The following is a 15,411-nucleotide window of genomic DNA, read 5'->3' on the forward strand; positions in this document are numbered from 1 at the left end:
GAACTGGCGGACTACCCGGCGGCCTTGCGCGCCTCATGGGTCGGCCGCGAACTGCACGAGACGCGCAACATCAAGCCGATGCTCGGCCGCTTCGGCACCACGCTGGGCTCGCTGTTCGCTGGCGCCGAATTGTGCTTGCTGGCCGCCGGCGTGCGGATGCCGTGGACGCTGTCGCACGCAGCGCCATCGCGATCGAAGATGCGCGCGGCGGCGCGCTTCAAGCCGCGCCCGCCACTGCGGCCGGACGGCGTGCTGAGTTTCGACCGCATCAGTTCGCTGATGCTCGCCAACCTCAACCACGAGCACGACCAGCCGGTGCACCTTGTCCGCAGCGGCGGCGATGCCACCCGCTTCGCCGACCCGGAGACCCGCTACTGCCCGGCCGGCGTGTACGAGCTTGATCAAGGTGCGGTACGCATCGCGGCGCAGAACTGTCTGCACTGCAAAACCTGCGAGCTGCATGACCCCGCGGGCAGCCTGCGCTGGCTGCCCCCAGAGGGCGGCTCGGGGCCGCAGTACGCCAGCATGTAAGGCCGGCGATCAGGCCGGCACGGCCCGCGGCAGGCGGCGCGCCATCACCAGCGCGTAGATCGCCGGGATCACCACCAGGGTCAGCACGGTGGATGAAATCATGCCGCCGACCATCGGCGCGGCGATGCGACGCATCACCTCCGAGCCGGTGCCGTGGCTCCACATGATCGGCAGCAGGCCGGCCATGATCGCCACCACCGTCATCATCTTCGGCCGTACCCGTTCCACCGCGCCTTCCATCACCGCAGCGTAGAGATCCTGCGCGCCCGGCGCCCTGCCCTCGCCCGCCCGTTTGGCGCAGATGTCGCGCCAGGCGTGGTCGAGGTAGATCAGCATCACGACGCCGGTTTCGGCCGCAACGCCCCCCAGCGCAATGAAACCCACCGCCACCGCCACCGAGAGGTTGTAGTCCAGCGCCCACATCAGCCACACCCCGCCGATCAGCGCGAAGGGTACCGAGAGCATCACGATGAAAGTTTCGGTGAGACGGCGGAAGTTCAGGTACAGCAGCAGGAAGATGATCAGCAGCGTCACCGGCAGCACGATCTTCATCTTCTCCATCGCGCGCTGCATCGATTCAAACTGGCCGCTCCAGCTGGCGTAGTAACCGGGCGGGAACTTCACCTGGTCGGCCACGGCTTTCTGCGCGTCTTTCACATACGAGCCGATATCGCGCTCGCGGATGTCGACGTAGATGTAGGCAGAGAGCAGCGCGTTCTCGGTGCGGATCGCCGGCGCTCCGCGGGTAATCGACACCCGCGCCACCTGCCCCAACGGCACCATCGCGCCGTCCATCGTCGGCACCAGCACCTGCGAGGCAATCTGCTGCGGGCTGTCGCGCAGTTCGCGCGGGTAACGCACCGTCACGCCGAAACGCTCGCGCCCCTCAACGGTGGTCGTCACCATCTCGCCGCCCAGTGCGGTGGCGATCACGTCCTGCAACTCGCCCACGCCCAGCCCGTAGCGCGCGAGCGCCTCGCGGTCCGGCTCGATGTCGAGGTAGAAGCCGCCGGTAATGCGTTCGGCAAACGCGCTGGTAGTGCCCGGCACCTGCTTGACTACCGCTTCGATCTGCTTGGCGAGGCGCTCCATCTCGTCCAGATCCTTGCCGAAGACCTTGATGCCGATCGGCGTGCGGATGCCGGTGGAGAGCATGTCGATGCGCGCCTTGATCGGCATCGTCCAGGCGTTCGACACGCCGGGGAACTGCAGCGCCTTGTCCATCTCGGCGATCAGCTTGTCGATGTTCATGCCGGGGCGCCATTCGGATTCGGGCTTGAGGTTGATCACCGTCTCGAACATCTCGGTCGGCGCCGGGTCGGTGGCGGTGTTGGCGCGCCCCGCCTTGCCGAATACCGAGGCCACTTCGGGGAAACTCTTGATGATGCGGTTCTGCGTTTGCAGCAGCTCGGCGGCCTTGGTGATCGACATCGCCGGCAGCGAAGTCGGCATGTAGAACAGCGTGCCCTCGTTGAGCGTGGGCATGAATTCGCTGCCCAGGCGCGACGCAGGCCAGGCGCTCGCCAGCACCGCCAGTAGCGCCAGCGCGATGGTGGTTTTCTTCCAGCGCATCACCGCCGCGATGATCGGCCGGTAAGCCCAGATCAGCGCGCGATTCACCGGGTTGCGGGCCTCCGGCATGATGCGGCCGCGCACGAACAGCATCATCAGCACCGGCACCAGCGTCACCGACAACAGCGCCGCACCCGCCATCGCAAAAGTCTTGGTCCAGGCCAGCGGCGCGAAGAGCCGGCCTTCCTGCGATTCAAGCGTGAACACCGGCAGGAATGACACGGTGATGATCAGCAGCGAGAAGAACAGCGACGGCCCAACCTCCTTGCAGGCGGCGATCATCGCCTCTGCGCGCGATTCGCCCGGCTTGAGCCGCTCGATGTGCTTGTGCGCGTTTTCGATCATGACGATCGCCGCATCCACCATCGCGCCGATCGCAATCGCGATGCCGCCCAGACTCATGATGTTGGAGTTCATGCCGAGCGCGTGCATCGCGATGAAAGCGATCAGCACCCCCACCGGCAGCATCACGATCGCGACCAGCGCGCTGCGCACATGCAGCAGGAACACGATGCACACCAGCGCGACGATCAGCGATTCCTCGATCAAGGTCGTCTTGAGCGTGTCGATCGCGCGGTGGATCAGTTCCGAGCGGTCGTACACCGCCTGCAGCGACACGCCCTCCGGCAGGCCGGACGAGACCTCGGCGATCTTGTCCTTGACGTTGTGGATGACCTCCAACGCGTTCTGGCCGAAGCGCGCGCTGACGATGCCGCCGACCACCTCGCCCTCGCCATCCAGCTCCGCCAGCCCGCGCCGCTCATCCGGCACCAGCTCGACCCGCGCGATATCGCTGATGCGCACCGGCGTGCCGTTTTCAGCCTTCAGCACCAGGCCGGCGATGTCCGCCGTGCCGCGCAGGTAGCCACGGCCGCGCACCATGTATTCGGTTTCCGCCATCTCGACGACACGGCCGCCAACATCGCGGTTGGAGCTACGGATCGCCTCGCTGACCTTGTTCAACGGGATGCCGTAGGCACGCAGCTTGAGCGGATCGACCGTCACCTGGTACTGCTGCACGAAACCGCCGATCGAGGCCACCTCGGCCACGCCGTGCGCCTTGCTCAACTGGTAGCGCAGGTACCAGTCCTGGATTGTGCGCAGTTCGGCAAGCGTCTTGTTCTTGGCGACCAGCGCGTACTGGTACACCCAGCCCACGCCGGTGGCGTCCGGCCCCAGTTGCGGGCTCACCCCGGCCGGCAGGCGGCCAGCGGCGGAGTTGAGGTATTCGAGCACCCGCGAGCGGGCCCAGTAGATGTCGGTGCCGTCGTCGAAAATCACATACACGAAGGACGCGCCGAAGAACGAGAAGCCCCGCACCACCTTGGACTTGGGCACCGAGAGCATCGCGGTGGTGAGCGGATAGGTCACCTGATCCTCAACCACCTGTGGCGCCTGCCCCGGGAACTCGCTGTAGACGATGACCTGCACGTCAGACAGATCCGGCAGCGCATCGAGCGGCGTGCGCATCACCGCCACCACACCGGCAATCACCACGAATACCGTCGCCAGCAAGACCAGGAAGCGGTTGCGGGCCGACCAGTCGATCAGTGCGCCGAGCATGTCAGTGACCTGCGTGCGGGTCGGCGGCCGGGGTGGCCTTGGCCGAAGCCTCGGGCGCGATCTTCGTCACCACCCATTCGCCGGGTTTGCGCTCGACGAAATCGAACTGCACCGCGTCGCCCGCCTTCAAGCTCTTCGCCAGCGCGCTGTTGGCGAGCACGAAGTCCATCGTCATCGCCGGCCACTTGAGGCTGGCGATCGGTTCGTGCGTCAGCGTGAGTTCGCCGCTGGCCGGGTCGATCGCGTCGATGCGGCCCTTGCCGTGATGGCCGACGCCACCCGAGGCCACGGGCGATGCGGCAGGCGATGCGGACGCGGCCGGCGCGGCACTGAGCCCCTGCACCGCCGCCTTGAGGTTGCTTTCGGCATCGAGCAGGAAGTTCGCGCTGACGACCACCGGCTCACCGGCCTGCACCCCTTCAAGCACCTCGACGAATTCGCCGGCGCTCGCGCCCAGCTTCACGTTGCGCGACTCGAATCGCCCCTCGCCGCGCTGCACCAGCACGATCTGCCGCGTGCCGCTGTCGATTACCGCCGACGTTGGCACGTTGACCACCGCCGCGCCCTGCGAAGTGCCGAGCACCATCGATGCGAACAGGCCGGGCTTGAGCAGGCCCTGCGGGTTGGCCAGCTCCACCCGCACCGGCACGGTACGGGTTTCGGCGCTCAGCGTCGGGTAGATGTAGCTCACCGTGCCTTCGAAGCTTTTGCCCGGATACGCGCTCAGCGTGATGACCGCCTTGCGGCCGGTCTGCACCGCGGCAATGTCCTGTTCATTCACGTCGACGATCGCCCACACCGAGGACAGATCGGCGATCTGGAACAGCGTGTCGCCGGGCATGAAACGCATGCCCTGCAGCGCCTTCTTTTCCATCACCACGCCCGCCACCGGCGAGCGGAAACCGAGCATGCGGCGGGCGTCGCCCTGCTTGGTGAGTTCCTTGATCTGCGCGTCTGACACTTCCCAGTTCTTCAGCCGCGCGAGCGAGGCATCGGCGAGCGCGCGCATGCTCGTCTGCGCGGCGGCATCGCCCTGCGCGAGCGATTCGGCGCCACGCGCGGCAATCGCGTATTCGCGTTGTGCGGACACCAGCTCGGGGCTGTAGGCCTCGAACAGCAGTTGCCCGCGCGCCACCGGCTGCCCGGTCGCATTCACCAGCAGGCGCTCGACCCAGCCTTCAAAGCGCGGCGCGATGGCGACCACGCGGCGTTCGTCGATCTCGATGCGGCCCAGGGCACGCACGCTGCGTTCCAGCACCCGCGATTCGGCTGCCACGGTGCGCACGCCGAGCTTCTGCACATTCTCGGGGCTGATGCGGATCTGCCCTTCACCGCCTTCGCTGGTGTCGTCACCCTCGTAGACGGCGATGTAGTCCATCCCCATCGGGTCTCTCTTGGGCACTGGCGAGGTGTCCGGCAAGCCCATCGGGTTGCGGTAGTAGAGCAGCTTGCGCGCGGTGCTCGCCGGCGCAGCGGTGGACGCCGCATCGCCCTGCGTGGCCGGCGCGTGGCGTTGGCCGAACCAGTAGCCGGCACCGAGCGCGGCGGCAAGCGCCAGCGCGGTCAAAACGAGTGTTGCGCTGCGCTTCACAGCGGTTCTCCGATCAGTCGTTCGATTTCGGCCAGCCGCAGCTGCTGCTCGGCCCGCACGCGGGTCAGGTCTTGCCGCGCCTTGCGCAGCGCACGCTGGGCGTCGAGCACGGTGGCGAAATCCACCTTCCCGTTTTCATAGCCGCTCAGCGCGGACTGGAAGGTGGCCTCGCTCTGCGGAATCAAGGTAGCGGCGGTGAGCGCTTCGACGCGGCCCAAGCCTTCAAGCGCGGCGGTCTGTGCGCCCAGCTCGCCCGCCAGCCGATGGGTGAGCGATTCCGAACGCGCCTTGGCCGCTTCGAGCATGCGCTCGGCCTCGCGCTCCTGGCTGCGACGGCTATCAAACTGCAAGGGCAGGTTCACTTCGAACATCAGCTGCCATTCGTCGACGCTGCTGCCGCGCTGCACCGGGGTAATGCCCAGATTCAGATCGGGCATCCGGTTGCGGTACGCGAGTTCGCGGCTTTTGTCGGCAGCGACGGCCTTCTCGGTTTCTGCGGCCAACTGCGGGTTGCGCGCCTTGAGGCGGGCGATCAGGCTGTCCATGTCGAGCGCCGCGGGGGGCGGCAGTTTGCGCAGCGTTTGGGGCTCGGCGAGTGGCGCCTTGGGCGGGCGGGCCATCAACGCGTTGAGCATTGCCTGCACGCCTTTGCGCTCCTGCTCGAGCATCAGTTGCTCCTGCGCGATGCCGGTCAGCTCCACCTGTGCGCGGATCACATCCTGCTGTGCGGCAAGGCCGGATGCGTAGCGGCTGCGGGCGAGCGCTTCGAGACGGGAGTCGATCGCAGCAATCTCGCGCGTCTGCGCTTCGAGCTGCACCACCTGCCAGTACTGCGCATAGCTGCGTTTGACGAGGGTATCGAGTTCCAGCGCCACATCGTCGGCGCCCCGCTCGGCCTGCCGCGCACCGGATTCGGCAATCGCCTGGCGCAAGTCACGCTTGCCCCAGAAGGGCAGTTGCTGGCTCAGTGTGTACTGCGTGCTGCCGACCTGCGCCGGTGACAGGCGCACGCCAGTGCTGCCCATGTTGTTGATGTCCATCAGCTCGATTTTGAGCATCGGGTCGGCGAAGGCGCCGGCCGGCTGCACCCGCTCGCGCGCGGCGACTGCTTCAAGCTGCGCGGCACGGAGGCTGGGGTTCGCATTGCGCGCGAGCTCGAGCAACTCATCGACCGAGCGGCCCGGCGCGGATTCAGCCAGGGCCGGCAGCGCCGCGAAGCTCAGCAGACTGGCCAGGCAGAGCGCGGGAAAACGGCGCAGCATCAGCATCGGCGTGCTCGGCGCCTACTTGCGGACCAGCTTGGTGACGGTGAGCGTGCCCTTGAGGTCTTCTGCAAGGAAGTCGATGCGATCGCCCGCCTTGACCGAGTCGAGCCAGGTCGGATCCTTCACCTTGAAGCTCATCGTCATGGCCGACATCTGCAGGTTCGCCAGCGGGCCGTGCGCAATCGTGAGCTTGCCGTTGGCCTTATCCACCTTCTTGACGGTGCCTTCGGACAAGGCCGTGGCGGGCGCACTCGCGGCAGGCGCTTCAGCATGGTGGCCGGCGTGCGGATCAGCGGCAAGGGCGACGGGCGCGGCAAAACCAAGGCAGGCAATCAGGGCAACAAAGGCACGCACAGACAATCTCCTTCAAGGCAGGTGCAATCAACGATGCGCCGATGATCGCCCCGCCGGTCTGTCGCCAAGCTGACCAGCAGATTACATTCCTGTCAGGAAAGGCGCCGCCGGCAGGCCGATGCGGCACAATCCGGGCCGGAAGGAGTACCGAGACGATGCGCATCCTGGTCGTTGAAGACGAAGCGAAAACAGGCGACTACCTCAAGCAGGGGCTCAGCGAGGCCGGCTTCGTGACCGATCTGGTGCGCGACGGCCTCGACGGGCTGCACCTGGGTCTGAGCGGCGACTACGACCTGATGATCCTCGACGTGATGCTGCCGGGCATGGATGGCTGGACGCTGCTGCAGGCGATCCGCCGCAATGACAAGGCCACGCCGGTGCTCTTCCTGACCGCGCGCGATCAGATCGAAGACCGGGTGCGCGGCCTCGAAGCGGGCGCCGACGACTACCTCGTCAAGCCCTTTGCCTTCGCAGAACTGCTGGCGCGGGTACGCACCCTGCTGCGCCGTGGCAAGACGCGGAAGCCGGACACCCTGCAGGTGGCCGATCTCGAACTCGATCTGCGGCGCCGCCGCGCCAGCCGCGGCGGCCAGCGCATCGACCTCACCGCCAAGGAATTCGCGCTGCTCGAACTGCTGCTGCGTCGCCGCGGCGAAGTGCTGCCGCGCTCGCTGATTGCATCGCAAGTGTGGGACATGAACTTCGACAGCGACACCAACGTCATCGAAGTGGCGGTGCGGCGGCTGCGCGCCAAAGTGGATGACGGCTTCGAGCCCAAGCTGATCCGCACGGTACGCGGCATGGGCTACGTGCTCGACGAGTCGGGCCACTGATGCGCCGCCCCGCGTCACTCGGCTCTCGGCTCGCGTGGCTGTACTCGCTGGCGGCGGCGGGCGTGTTCACCGTGGCAGCCTGGCTGATCGAGCAATCGGTTGAAGCCCACTTCGTCGAAGAAGACATGAGGGTGATGCAGGGCCAATTCGATATTGCCCGTGCCGCACTCGCCCAACTCGACACCCCCGCAGCGCTGCGCAGCCTGCCCGCGCGCACCCGCGACGCGCTGAGCACCCACACCGGCCTCGCGCTGCGGGTGGCGCGCAGCAATGGCGATCTGCTGTATTCGTCGGCGCCCGCCGGTGAGGCCTTGCCCGAATTCCCGCTTGTCAGCGGCACGCCGCAGGTGCACAAGTGGTCGCGCCACGGCCTTGATTGGCGAGGCTTCACCGCCGAGGCGCCGGCATCGGTGGCGGGCGAAGCGCCACTGCTGGTCACCGTGGCGCTCGACATCGCGCACCACGAACATTTCTTGCGCGGCTTCCGCCACAGCCTGGCGCTGGTTGTCGGCAGCGCGATCCTGATCGTTGCGGCACTGAGCTGGGCGATCACCCGCCGCGCGCTGCGCCCGATCCGCAACATGGCCCACCTGGCCGGCGAGATGTCGGCCTCGCGCCTGGGCGAGCGACTGCGGGTGGAGCGCCTGCCGCGCGAGCTGCATGAGCTGGCCGAGGCCTTCAATGCGATGCTCGGGCGGCTGCAGGATGCGTTTGCGCGCCTCTCGGAGTTCTCATCCGATCTGGCCCACGAACTGCGCACGCCGATCTCGAACCTGACGATGCAGACCGAGGTATCACTCTCACGCAGCCGCAGCGCAGACGAATACCGCGAGGTGCTGTTCTCCAGCCTTGAAGAGTACCGGCGCCTCTCGCGCATGGTGGCCGACATGCTGTTTCTGGCGCAGGCCGACAACGGCCTCATGGTGCCGCGCAACGAAACGGTGGAACTGGGCGCGCTGGCCGATGGCCTGATTGAGTACTTCGAACCGCTCGCCTCCGAACGTGCGCTGACGCTCAAGCGCAGTGGCGAGGCGTGTGCGACGGTGGACCCGCTGATGATCCGCCGCGCGCTTGCCAACCTGCTCTCGAACGCGGTGCGCCACGCCACACCGGGCAGCCAGGTTGATCTGCGAATTACGCACAGCGGCAATGCGATCGCGCTGCAAGTGAGCAACCAGGGTGAGCCGATTCCAGCGCAACACCAGCACCGCCTGTTCGACCGCTTCTACCGTGTCGACCCATCGCGAACACGGACCAGCGAAGGCGCGGGGCTCGGGCTGGCGATCACCCGATCAATCGTAGAGGCCCACGGCGGAAGCGTCGCGCTTGAGTCCAACCGCGACGCCACTAACTTCACCCTCTGGTTGCCCGTCAGTCCGGGCAAGGAAGCCGCTACCCCGCCGGACTGATCTGCGAGGGTGTTTAGCCCAGGCCCATGCGGTCAAGCGGGCTCACCACGGCCAAGCCGCCACGGTTGAGCACATGGGTGTAGATCATCGTCGTCGACACATCCGCGTGCCCCAGCAGCTCTTGCACGGTGCGGATGTCCTGCCCGGCTTCCAGCAAATGCGTGGCAAATGAATGCCGCAGGGTATGCGGCGAAACCGGCTTCTGGATACCGGCCTTGGCCGCAGCGCGCTTGACCGTCCGCTGCACCCGCTGCTCGTCAAGGTGATGCCGACGCTCTGCGCCCGAACGCGGATCTATCGACAAGGACGCTGCCGGAAAAACGTACTGCCAGACCCATTCCGTAGCGGCATTCGGGTACTTCACCGCCAGCGCATGGGGCAAGTACACGCCACCCCGCTCCATTGCCAGATCCTGCTCATGCAAACGGCGCCGCTGCCGCAGATGCTCGCGCAAGGGCGCCACCAACCCCGCGGGCAGCATGGTCACCCTGTCCTTGTTACCCTTTCCTTCACGCACAACAATCTCGCGGCGCGCGAAATCAAGGTCCTTGACGCGCAAGCGCATACACTCCATCACCCGCATCCCGGACCCGTAAAGCAAGCGCACGATCAAGGCGAAGTGCGGGTCTTCAATCGCATCCAGCAAGGCCCCGACCTCAGCCACCGTCAGCACCGTGGGCAATCGCCGCGGCTTCTTCGCCCGCGTGACATCGGCCAGCCACGGCAACTCAAGACTCAGCACCTCACCGTAGAGAAACAACAAGGCCGACAGTGCCTGCCCCTGAGTCGACGCTGCCACGTTCCGCTGAACCGCCAGCGCCGTGAGAAATGCCTCAACCTCAGCCTTACCCAGCTCTGTGGGATGTCGCTTCCCATGAAATAGAATGAAACGCTTGATCCATGCCACATACGCCGTCTCGGTGCGGATGCTGTAATGCTTCAAACGCAAACGATCACGAACCAGATCCAACAGGCGCGGCGGCGCGGGCGAGTCTTCAATCGCAGAGGTCATATGCAGGATATCCATCAGAACAACAACAGCATATCCCCGCAAACCCTTGCGCCGCAGGGCATTCGTCACGAAACCCGAACGACGAATATCCCAATAATTCCTCACACAAGAAACTCCACGCCCAGCCCCCGCTCCGTCACGCGCCCTTGGTGTGGATATTCATCAACAATTCTCAGTTCCACAGCAACTCGTTGTTTATTTTCAATGCCTTACAATAGACACCACACCAATCAATATCCCAATAAAACCTCGTTTTGAGGTCTACTTAACGTTAGGTATTTCAGGGAAACGCTGTGGCATTTGATATGTACGCGGGCGAAAGGCACGAGGCCATTTACGACCAAGACGAGTACATCTTTGCCTTCGTTTCCGAAGTGCCAGGAGTTTTTCCGCAACTGGAGGCGTTGCGCTCAAAGTTCTACTCGGAGTTCAGTATCACGCCCGAGGTTGCCGGGTTGTTGGTGCACGAACTACTTGCCCTTCATGATCGCTTTGGCGCACTCGGAGGCAAAGGTCAGGGTGCTCTCGTTCTGCGTTTGGCGCAATTTTTCAGCGCCGCGGTTCGTAACAATATCGGCGTCCGCTGTGCCGGCGACTGAAATACCTAACCAGTCAGTCAACCGGACACCAAAATGCTGCGCATTTTGGTTCCCTCCGCTACGCTTCGGTGCCGGTTACTTCCAACGTTAGGGCGCTTATGGATGCCTTCGACACCACAGCAGCCGGAAACGCGGGCGAAGAGGCAGTTCGCTCAACTCTTCGCGCCCTTAGAGGAGATACGATTTCCGGCTTTATTCGAACCAAGAACCTCGTCTACTTCGGGAAGAACTTCCAACTCGATTTTCTCGTACTCGTCCCAAAATTGGGAATTCTCGTCCTTGAAGTGAAGAAGTGGAAGGGAACTATCAAGGCAACTAGCCAAGAGGAATGGGTACAGGAGCTTGACTTCACCACAAACCGCTTCCGAAATGCATCGCTTCAGGTCTTGCGAACGGCCGGTTTACTTATGCAAATTCTGGAGAAAGAAAGGCTAAACAAATGGCCCATTCGTCCCCTGGTCGTGTTTGCGCACGATTCAGCGAAGGTTCTCAAGGCCAATGGCCACCACAGCCCCCAGACTGACATAATCCGACGAACTATGCTTCCAGATTGGATAGCAGAAAACTCTCTCGATGAAGTGTTCTATCAATTCACAGAACAAGAGTTCGAGTCCGTAAAGAATGCAGTCGTCAAGTATACGAGTGAGTACAAAGCGCCCTAACCCTTCGTTGCAGGGGACCGCCGGCAAGCTGCGCTTGCCGGTTCGCTCCGGGCTTCGCCCTATGCCGTCCCCTGAACTCAAACGTTAGCCTCGTGTTGAATAGCCCTCAATTCCTGTCGTCAGCAATTGAACCGCCGTCCCGGCAACGGTCGCTTTGCGGGGCACCGCACGCTGCTGCGGGCTCGATGGGTTATCACGCTGCGCGGGACTTGCGCGCTCAACCGTCGCTGGCTTCGAAGGCGGCGCCTTCAGCGGTGAGTGCGCGTTTCGCCGCGTCCGCGTTTAACGGCTTTGCGCTGTCAGCGCGTTTGCCCGGCGTTCTTCCCGGCACGCTTCTCGTCAGCTCGCAGCCGGTCGTTTCTGGTTACGCTGCTTCTTCTATTCGGGTTTTTCATCGGCTGGCCGCACGGGCGGGCCATTCGGTTTCTCAATCGGTCACGGTTTGCGCGGCTAACACGTCAGTCAACGGGACACCCAAACGCTGCGCGTTTGGGTTCCCTCGGCTGCGCCTCGGTGCCCGTTACCTCCAACGTTAGGTTTCAATATGTTTTCTGGGCGCACCGTTGGTTATCTTGAGGGCCTATGCCATGCATCGGACGCAACATACCCGGAAGGGGGCGCGGTATTTTCGCTCAAGCAAAGCCACAATTCTGCCAATGCAGAGCTACCTTCTGAGCTTCAGGAAGCGTTTCGCCTTCTTGCGCCTCAGCCACATCTGGTTCCCTCGCCCCAACAAATTGCCGATCTAGCTAGGTTCATCCAAGGCATGCTGGGCAGATACACCCCGGACTCTCCGTCTGGCTATGCGGTCGCCGCTGCTCACCATTTGGAGCGCTTGCTATATGCCGATCTCGGCTACGACCTCATTCATGTCCACACCGAAGATTGGAACCATGGCATGGGTATGGAATTGCAGGTCGTCATGGCGCGCAAGCGAGACAACAACTTGTTTTCACTTGAATCATCATGGCAAGTCGACTGAAACCTAACTGTGCAGTCAACCGGACACCCAACTGCTGCGCAGTTGGGTTCCCTCCGCTGCGCTCCGGTGCCGGTTACTTTCAACGTTAGGTTTCATTTCGCACCGCATGCCTCCATATCGCCCAGTAAAACTCATCCTTTGGGCCGCACTCGCCGCAGCATGGACGTTTGCCGTCATCACTCGGTTTTCGCCAGGATCATTGTTTCTCCTTGCGTTCGTAGTTATCGCGCAGCCTTTCTGGCTGCTCAGTCACGCGACGGAACTGCGAAAGAACTACCTTCGAAATGAGGCCACCGCATCTCTTCAAACGCCACAAGACCGCTTCGTTTGGGGCGCGAACAGAAAGCCGCGTCCAGTTGATCTGGCGGTAGGCATAGCACTATTGGGAATATTCGGCTTCTACATGGCATACGAAGTCAGCATCGGCGCCGAACCAACAAAGTTCGCGAAGCTTGCCTACGATCTATTCGGCCTCGTTGGTGCAGTAGGTATTTGGTCGCTTGCTGGCGTTACCACGTTCGCGCTTGGGGTTGAAACACTCATCGGTGGCCGCAAAAAGTGAAACCTAACACTGCAGTCAACCGGACACCCAAACTGCTGCGCAGTTTGGGTTCCCTCCGCTGGCGCTCCGGTGCCGGTTACTTTCAACGTTAGCCTCGTGTTGAAATCAGCCAATTCTTCGTTGTCGCAGTTTTCACCGCTGGCCCGCGTTTCGCGGTGTGCGCTCAATTCCAGTTTGGTTGCGCAACGAAACGCTTCCGCGTTCGGCGGCTCCGCGTTTCCAGTGTCGTCGCCCGCGAGTTTTCCCGGCGCGGCTGTCGCAACCTCGCAGCAGCTCGTCTCTGGTTACACTGGTTCTGTTGCGGTTCTGCCTTCTCGCAGGCTGGCCGCTTCGGCGAGTGCTTTCAAATTCAAAACCATCAAGTGGTGCGCGGCTAACAGGTCAGTCAACGGGACACCCAAATGCTTCGCATTTGGGTTCCCTCGGCTTCGCCTCGGTGCCCGTTACCTCCAACGTTAGGTTTCATTTCGCATCGCATGCCTCCATATCGCCCAGTAAAATTCATCCTTTGGGCCGCACTCGCCGCAGCATGGACGTTTGCCCTCATCACTCGGTTTTCGCCCGGATCATTATTTCTCCTTGCGTTCGTAGTTATCGCGCAGCCTTTCTGGCTGCTCAGTCACGCGACGGAACTGCGAAAGAACTACCTTCGAAATGAGGCCACCGCATCTATTCAAACGCCACAAGACCGCTTCGTTTGGGGCGCGAACAGAAAGTCGCGTCCAGTTGATCTGGCGGTAGGCATAGCACTATTGGGCATATTCGGCTTCTACATGGCATACGAAGTCAGCATCGGCGCCGAACCAACAAAGTTCGCGAAGCTTGCCTACGATCTATTCGGCCTCGTTGGTGCAGTAGGTATTTGGTCGCTTGCTGGCGTTACCACGTTCGCGCTTGGGGTTGAAACACTCATCGGTGGCCGCAAAAAGTGAAACCTAACACTGCAGTCAACCGGACACCCAAACTGCTGCGCAGTTTGGGTTCCCTCCGCTGGCGCTCCGGTGCCGGTTACTTTCAACGTTAGGCGTCACCATGAACGCACCGCGAGCATCTCGGACCATAGGCGTGGGTGTCGGTGTGCTTGTCCTTCGTGATGGCAAAGTTCTTCTCGGCAAGCGTAAAGGTTCCTACGGCGCCGGTACTTGGTCAGCCCCTGGTGGAAGGCTGGAGTACGGCGAATCAATAGAACAATGCGCCGCTCGAGAGCTTCGTGAGGAAACATCCCTTGAGCTTGGGCCCATTCAGCCTGGGCCGTACACGAACGACGTGTTCTCCGAGGTGTCAGAACAGTACATAACAGTCTTCGTGGTCGCCCACCAGTCGCGTGGCGAGCCGGTCAACGTCGAAGCCCACAAGTGTGAGGGTTGGCAATGGTTCGCCTGGAACGAACTCCCGTCGCCACTCTTTCCGCCCGTTCAATCGCTCGTGGCGTCCGGGTTCGTGCCGCAGTGACGCCTAACCCTTCGCTCAACCGGACCGCCGAAATGCTGCGCATTTCGGTTCCCTCCGCCTTCGGCTCCGGCGGCCGGTTAGCTCCACGTTATGCCTAATTATCATGATTCGCCTAGCGCTCTCCCTGCTTGCATTCATCATCACGCAATGTGCTTATGGTCAGGATGCCAAATCCAGCGAACCAGATTGCCATTCCACAAAGGCTCAGGCATTGACTTCTGTGCCTGCGAAGGCGGAGCATTTGGCGCGCTTCGTCTGCCACGAAGGAAAACACTATTTGACCGCTGCTGACAATTGGGCTTGGGTCGTGCCTGACTTTAGCAAGACAGTTGCCATTCCGGCGCGGCCCAGTTTCGGAACCGAAAGTGGTGCGCCTATGTACTACTCGAAAGCGGAGATTCGAGAAATCACTGGCCCTGAAGTAACGGCGCGATGGAGCGTAATTGGGGAGGTGCTGCCCGACCAGGAAGAGCCCCAATCGACTCTTGAGATTTCCGCCGCGACAAATAGAGACGGCGAGGTAAAAGTCTACCTATTCAAGAACGGCTGGGGCTATTTCTGCGCCCCAATCTGCCACGCATTCTACGCTTTTCTAGTCAAGAACAAGGACAATGCCCCGATTGACTGGTGAAGGGCATAACCTTTCAGTCAACCGGACACCCGCATGCTGCGCATTCGGGTTCCCTCCGCTGGCGCTCCGGTGCCGGTTACTTCCACGTTGGGCATCACAATCACAGAGGTCACATGGCTGACGGTTCGTTGATTAACAACCCTTGGTTCGCCTTAGGCTCGTCGCTCTTGTCCGGCGCCCTCGCCGTAGTAATTTCCACGCTTTACTACCGGCACTTCGAGAAACGCAAGGTCAAACTTGATTGTCTTCGCCGCTTGCTCGGTGCTAGGTATGCCCTTACTCCGGGCCAACATTCGGCTGGAGCAACAGAAACTTTGATCGCGTCCCGCCGCGTGGTGTAAGAGTCAATCAGAAGGTCATCGACTTCGGTATGGTGAATTGCATGGTCAGTCA

15 protein-coding genes are annotated in these 15,411 nt (G+C 62.6%); 10 read left to right on the plus strand and 5 right to left on the minus strand.

Annotated features, from left to right (window positions below; genetic code table 11):
* Positions 1 to 531: 4Fe-4S dicluster domain-containing protein (locus OPU71_RS20475; protein WP_267729933.1), on the plus strand; the 531-nt coding region annotated here is incomplete at its 5' end.
* 9 nt (positions 532 to 540) lie between these two features.
* On the opposite strand, the gene OPU71_RS20480 is transcribed toward OPU71_RS20475, so the two are convergent.
* Genes OPU71_RS20480 through OPU71_RS20495 form a run of 4 tightly spaced genes read right to left on the minus strand, consistent with a single transcriptional unit; the run spans position 541 to position 6,876 of the window.
* A complete protein-coding gene (locus OPU71_RS20480; RefSeq protein ID WP_267729934.1) occupies positions 541 to 3,666 on the minus strand; it encodes an efflux RND transporter permease subunit in 3,126 nt (1,041 codons plus the stop codon).
* 1 nt (position 3,667) lies between these two features.
* On the minus strand, positions 3,668 to 5,257 hold the full coding sequence (locus OPU71_RS20485; RefSeq protein WP_267729936.1) for an efflux RND transporter periplasmic adaptor subunit: 1,590 nt from the start codon (positions 5,255 to 5,257) through the stop codon (positions 3,668 to 3,670).
* Positions 5,254 to 6,525, minus strand: a complete 1,272-nt coding sequence (locus tag OPU71_RS20490) for a TolC family protein (RefSeq protein ID WP_267729937.1) — start codon at positions 6,523 to 6,525, stop codon at positions 5,254 to 5,256. Before OPU71_RS20490 ends, OPU71_RS20485 begins: the two co-directional genes overlap by 4 nt.
* Positions 6,526 to 6,540: 15 nt before the next feature.
* Positions 6,541 to 6,876: a copper-binding protein gene (locus tag OPU71_RS20495; RefSeq protein WP_267729939.1), complete on the minus strand. Its 336-nt coding sequence runs from the start codon at positions 6,874 to 6,876 to the stop codon at positions 6,541 to 6,543.
* Between the two features lie 155 nt (positions 6,877 to 7,031).
* Between OPU71_RS20495 and OPU71_RS20500 the strand changes: the two genes are divergently transcribed.
* Together OPU71_RS20500 and OPU71_RS20505 are read left to right on the plus strand one after the other, a co-directional pair.
* The gene (locus tag OPU71_RS20500; protein WP_267729940.1) at positions 7,032 to 7,709 is read left to right on the plus strand and encodes a heavy metal response regulator transcription factor; all 678 of its coding nucleotides are present in this window, start codon (positions 7,032 to 7,034) and stop codon (positions 7,707 to 7,709) included.
* Positions 7,709 to 9,118, plus strand: coding sequence for a heavy metal sensor histidine kinase (locus tag OPU71_RS20505; protein WP_267729941.1), 1,410 nt, complete (start codon positions 7,709 to 7,711; stop codon positions 9,116 to 9,118). The genes OPU71_RS20500 and OPU71_RS20505 overlap by 1 nt, the downstream gene beginning before the upstream one ends.
* A gap of 13 nt (positions 9,119 to 9,131) precedes the next feature.
* Here the strand turns inward: OPU71_RS20505 and OPU71_RS20510 are convergent, their stop codons facing one another.
* Entirely contained in the window at positions 9,132 to 10,130 is a 999-nt protein-coding gene (locus OPU71_RS20510) for an integron integrase (RefSeq protein WP_267729942.1), read from the minus strand.
* A gap of 293 nt (positions 10,131 to 10,423) precedes the next feature.
* Here OPU71_RS20510 and OPU71_RS20515 point away from each other — a divergent pair, with 293 nt between their 5' ends.
* From OPU71_RS20515 to OPU71_RS20540, 7 genes are all read left to right on the plus strand, one after another.
* Positions 10,424 to 10,729, plus strand: a complete 306-nt coding sequence (locus OPU71_RS20515; RefSeq protein WP_267729943.1) for a hypothetical protein — start codon at positions 10,424 to 10,426, stop codon at positions 10,727 to 10,729.
* A gap of 98 nt (positions 10,730 to 10,827) precedes the next feature.
* Complete coding sequence (locus OPU71_RS20520; RefSeq protein ID WP_267729944.1) at positions 10,828 to 11,391, plus strand: nuclease-related domain-containing protein; 564 nt, start codon at positions 10,828 to 10,830, stop codon at positions 11,389 to 11,391.
* A 544-nt stretch (positions 11,392 to 11,935) separates the two neighbouring features.
* Positions 11,936 to 12,373, plus strand: a complete 438-nt coding sequence (locus OPU71_RS20525; protein WP_267729945.1) for a hypothetical protein — start codon at positions 11,936 to 11,938, stop codon at positions 12,371 to 12,373.
* Between the two features lie 106 nt (positions 12,374 to 12,479).
* Positions 12,480 to 12,935 (plus strand): hypothetical protein, encoded by a 456-nt coding sequence (locus tag OPU71_RS20530; protein ID WP_267729947.1) that lies wholly within the window; start codon positions 12,480 to 12,482, stop codon positions 12,933 to 12,935.
* A gap of 476 nt (positions 12,936 to 13,411) precedes the next feature.
* On the plus strand, positions 13,412 to 13,867 hold the full coding sequence (locus OPU71_RS20535) for a hypothetical protein (protein ID WP_267729948.1): 456 nt from the start codon (positions 13,412 to 13,414) through the stop codon (positions 13,865 to 13,867).
* Positions 13,868 to 13,967: 100 nt separating this feature from the next.
* Positions 13,968 to 14,387 carry a nucleotide triphosphate diphosphatase NUDT15 gene (locus tag OPU71_RS21410; protein ID WP_420712411.1) on the plus strand — a complete coding sequence of 140 codons (420 nt, stop codon included), beginning with the start codon at positions 13,968 to 13,970 and terminating at the stop codon, positions 14,385 to 14,387.
* A gap of 103 nt (positions 14,388 to 14,490) precedes the next feature.
* Positions 14,491 to 15,018 carry a hypothetical protein gene (locus tag OPU71_RS20540; RefSeq protein ID WP_267729949.1) on the plus strand — a complete coding sequence of 176 codons (528 nt, stop codon included), beginning with the start codon at positions 14,491 to 14,493 and terminating at the stop codon, positions 15,016 to 15,018.
* The last annotated feature ends 393 nt before the right edge of the window (positions 15,019 to 15,411 follow it).

The organism is Niveibacterium sp. 24ML (assembly GCF_026586805.1).
In the GTDB taxonomy this organism is placed as follows: domain Bacteria; phylum Pseudomonadota; class Gammaproteobacteria; order Burkholderiales; family Rhodocyclaceae; genus Niveibacterium.

What these genes read in the sequence shown, in the direction of transcription:
- OPU71_RS20480 (WP_267729934.1), bottom strand. Translation starts at nt 3,666, where the DNA reads ATGCTCGGCGCACTGATCGACTGGTCGGCCCGCAACCGCTTCCTGGTC.
- OPU71_RS20535 (WP_267729948.1), top strand. Translation starts at nt 13,412, where the DNA reads ATGCCTCCATATCGCCCAGTAAAATTCATCCTTTGGGCCGCACTCGCC.
- OPU71_RS20490 (WP_267729937.1), bottom strand. Translation starts at nt 6,525, where the DNA reads ATGCTGATGCTGCGCCGTTTTCCCGCGCTCTGCCTGGCCAGTCTGCTG.
- OPU71_RS20525 (WP_267729945.1), top strand. Translation starts at nt 11,936, where the DNA reads ATGTTTTCTGGGCGCACCGTTGGTTATCTTGAGGGCCTATGCCATGCA.
- OPU71_RS20510 (WP_267729942.1), bottom strand. Translation starts at nt 10,130, where the DNA reads ATGACCTCTGCGATTGAAGACTCGCCCGCGCCGCCGCGCCTGTTGGAT.
- OPU71_RS20505 (WP_267729941.1), top strand. Translation starts at nt 7,709, where the DNA reads ATGCGCCGCCCCGCGTCACTCGGCTCTCGGCTCGCGTGGCTGTACTCG.
- OPU71_RS21410 (WP_420712411.1), top strand. Translation starts at nt 13,968, where the DNA reads ATGAACGCACCGCGAGCATCTCGGACCATAGGCGTGGGTGTCGGTGTG.
- OPU71_RS20530 (WP_267729947.1), top strand. Translation starts at nt 12,480, where the DNA reads ATGCCTCCATATCGCCCAGTAAAACTCATCCTTTGGGCCGCACTCGCC.
- OPU71_RS20500 (WP_267729940.1), top strand. Translation starts at nt 7,032, where the DNA reads ATGCGCATCCTGGTCGTTGAAGACGAAGCGAAAACAGGCGACTACCTC.
- OPU71_RS20540 (WP_267729949.1), top strand. Translation starts at nt 14,491, where the DNA reads ATGATTCGCCTAGCGCTCTCCCTGCTTGCATTCATCATCACGCAATGT.
- OPU71_RS20520 (WP_267729944.1), top strand. Translation starts at nt 10,828, where the DNA reads ATGGATGCCTTCGACACCACAGCAGCCGGAAACGCGGGCGAAGAGGCA.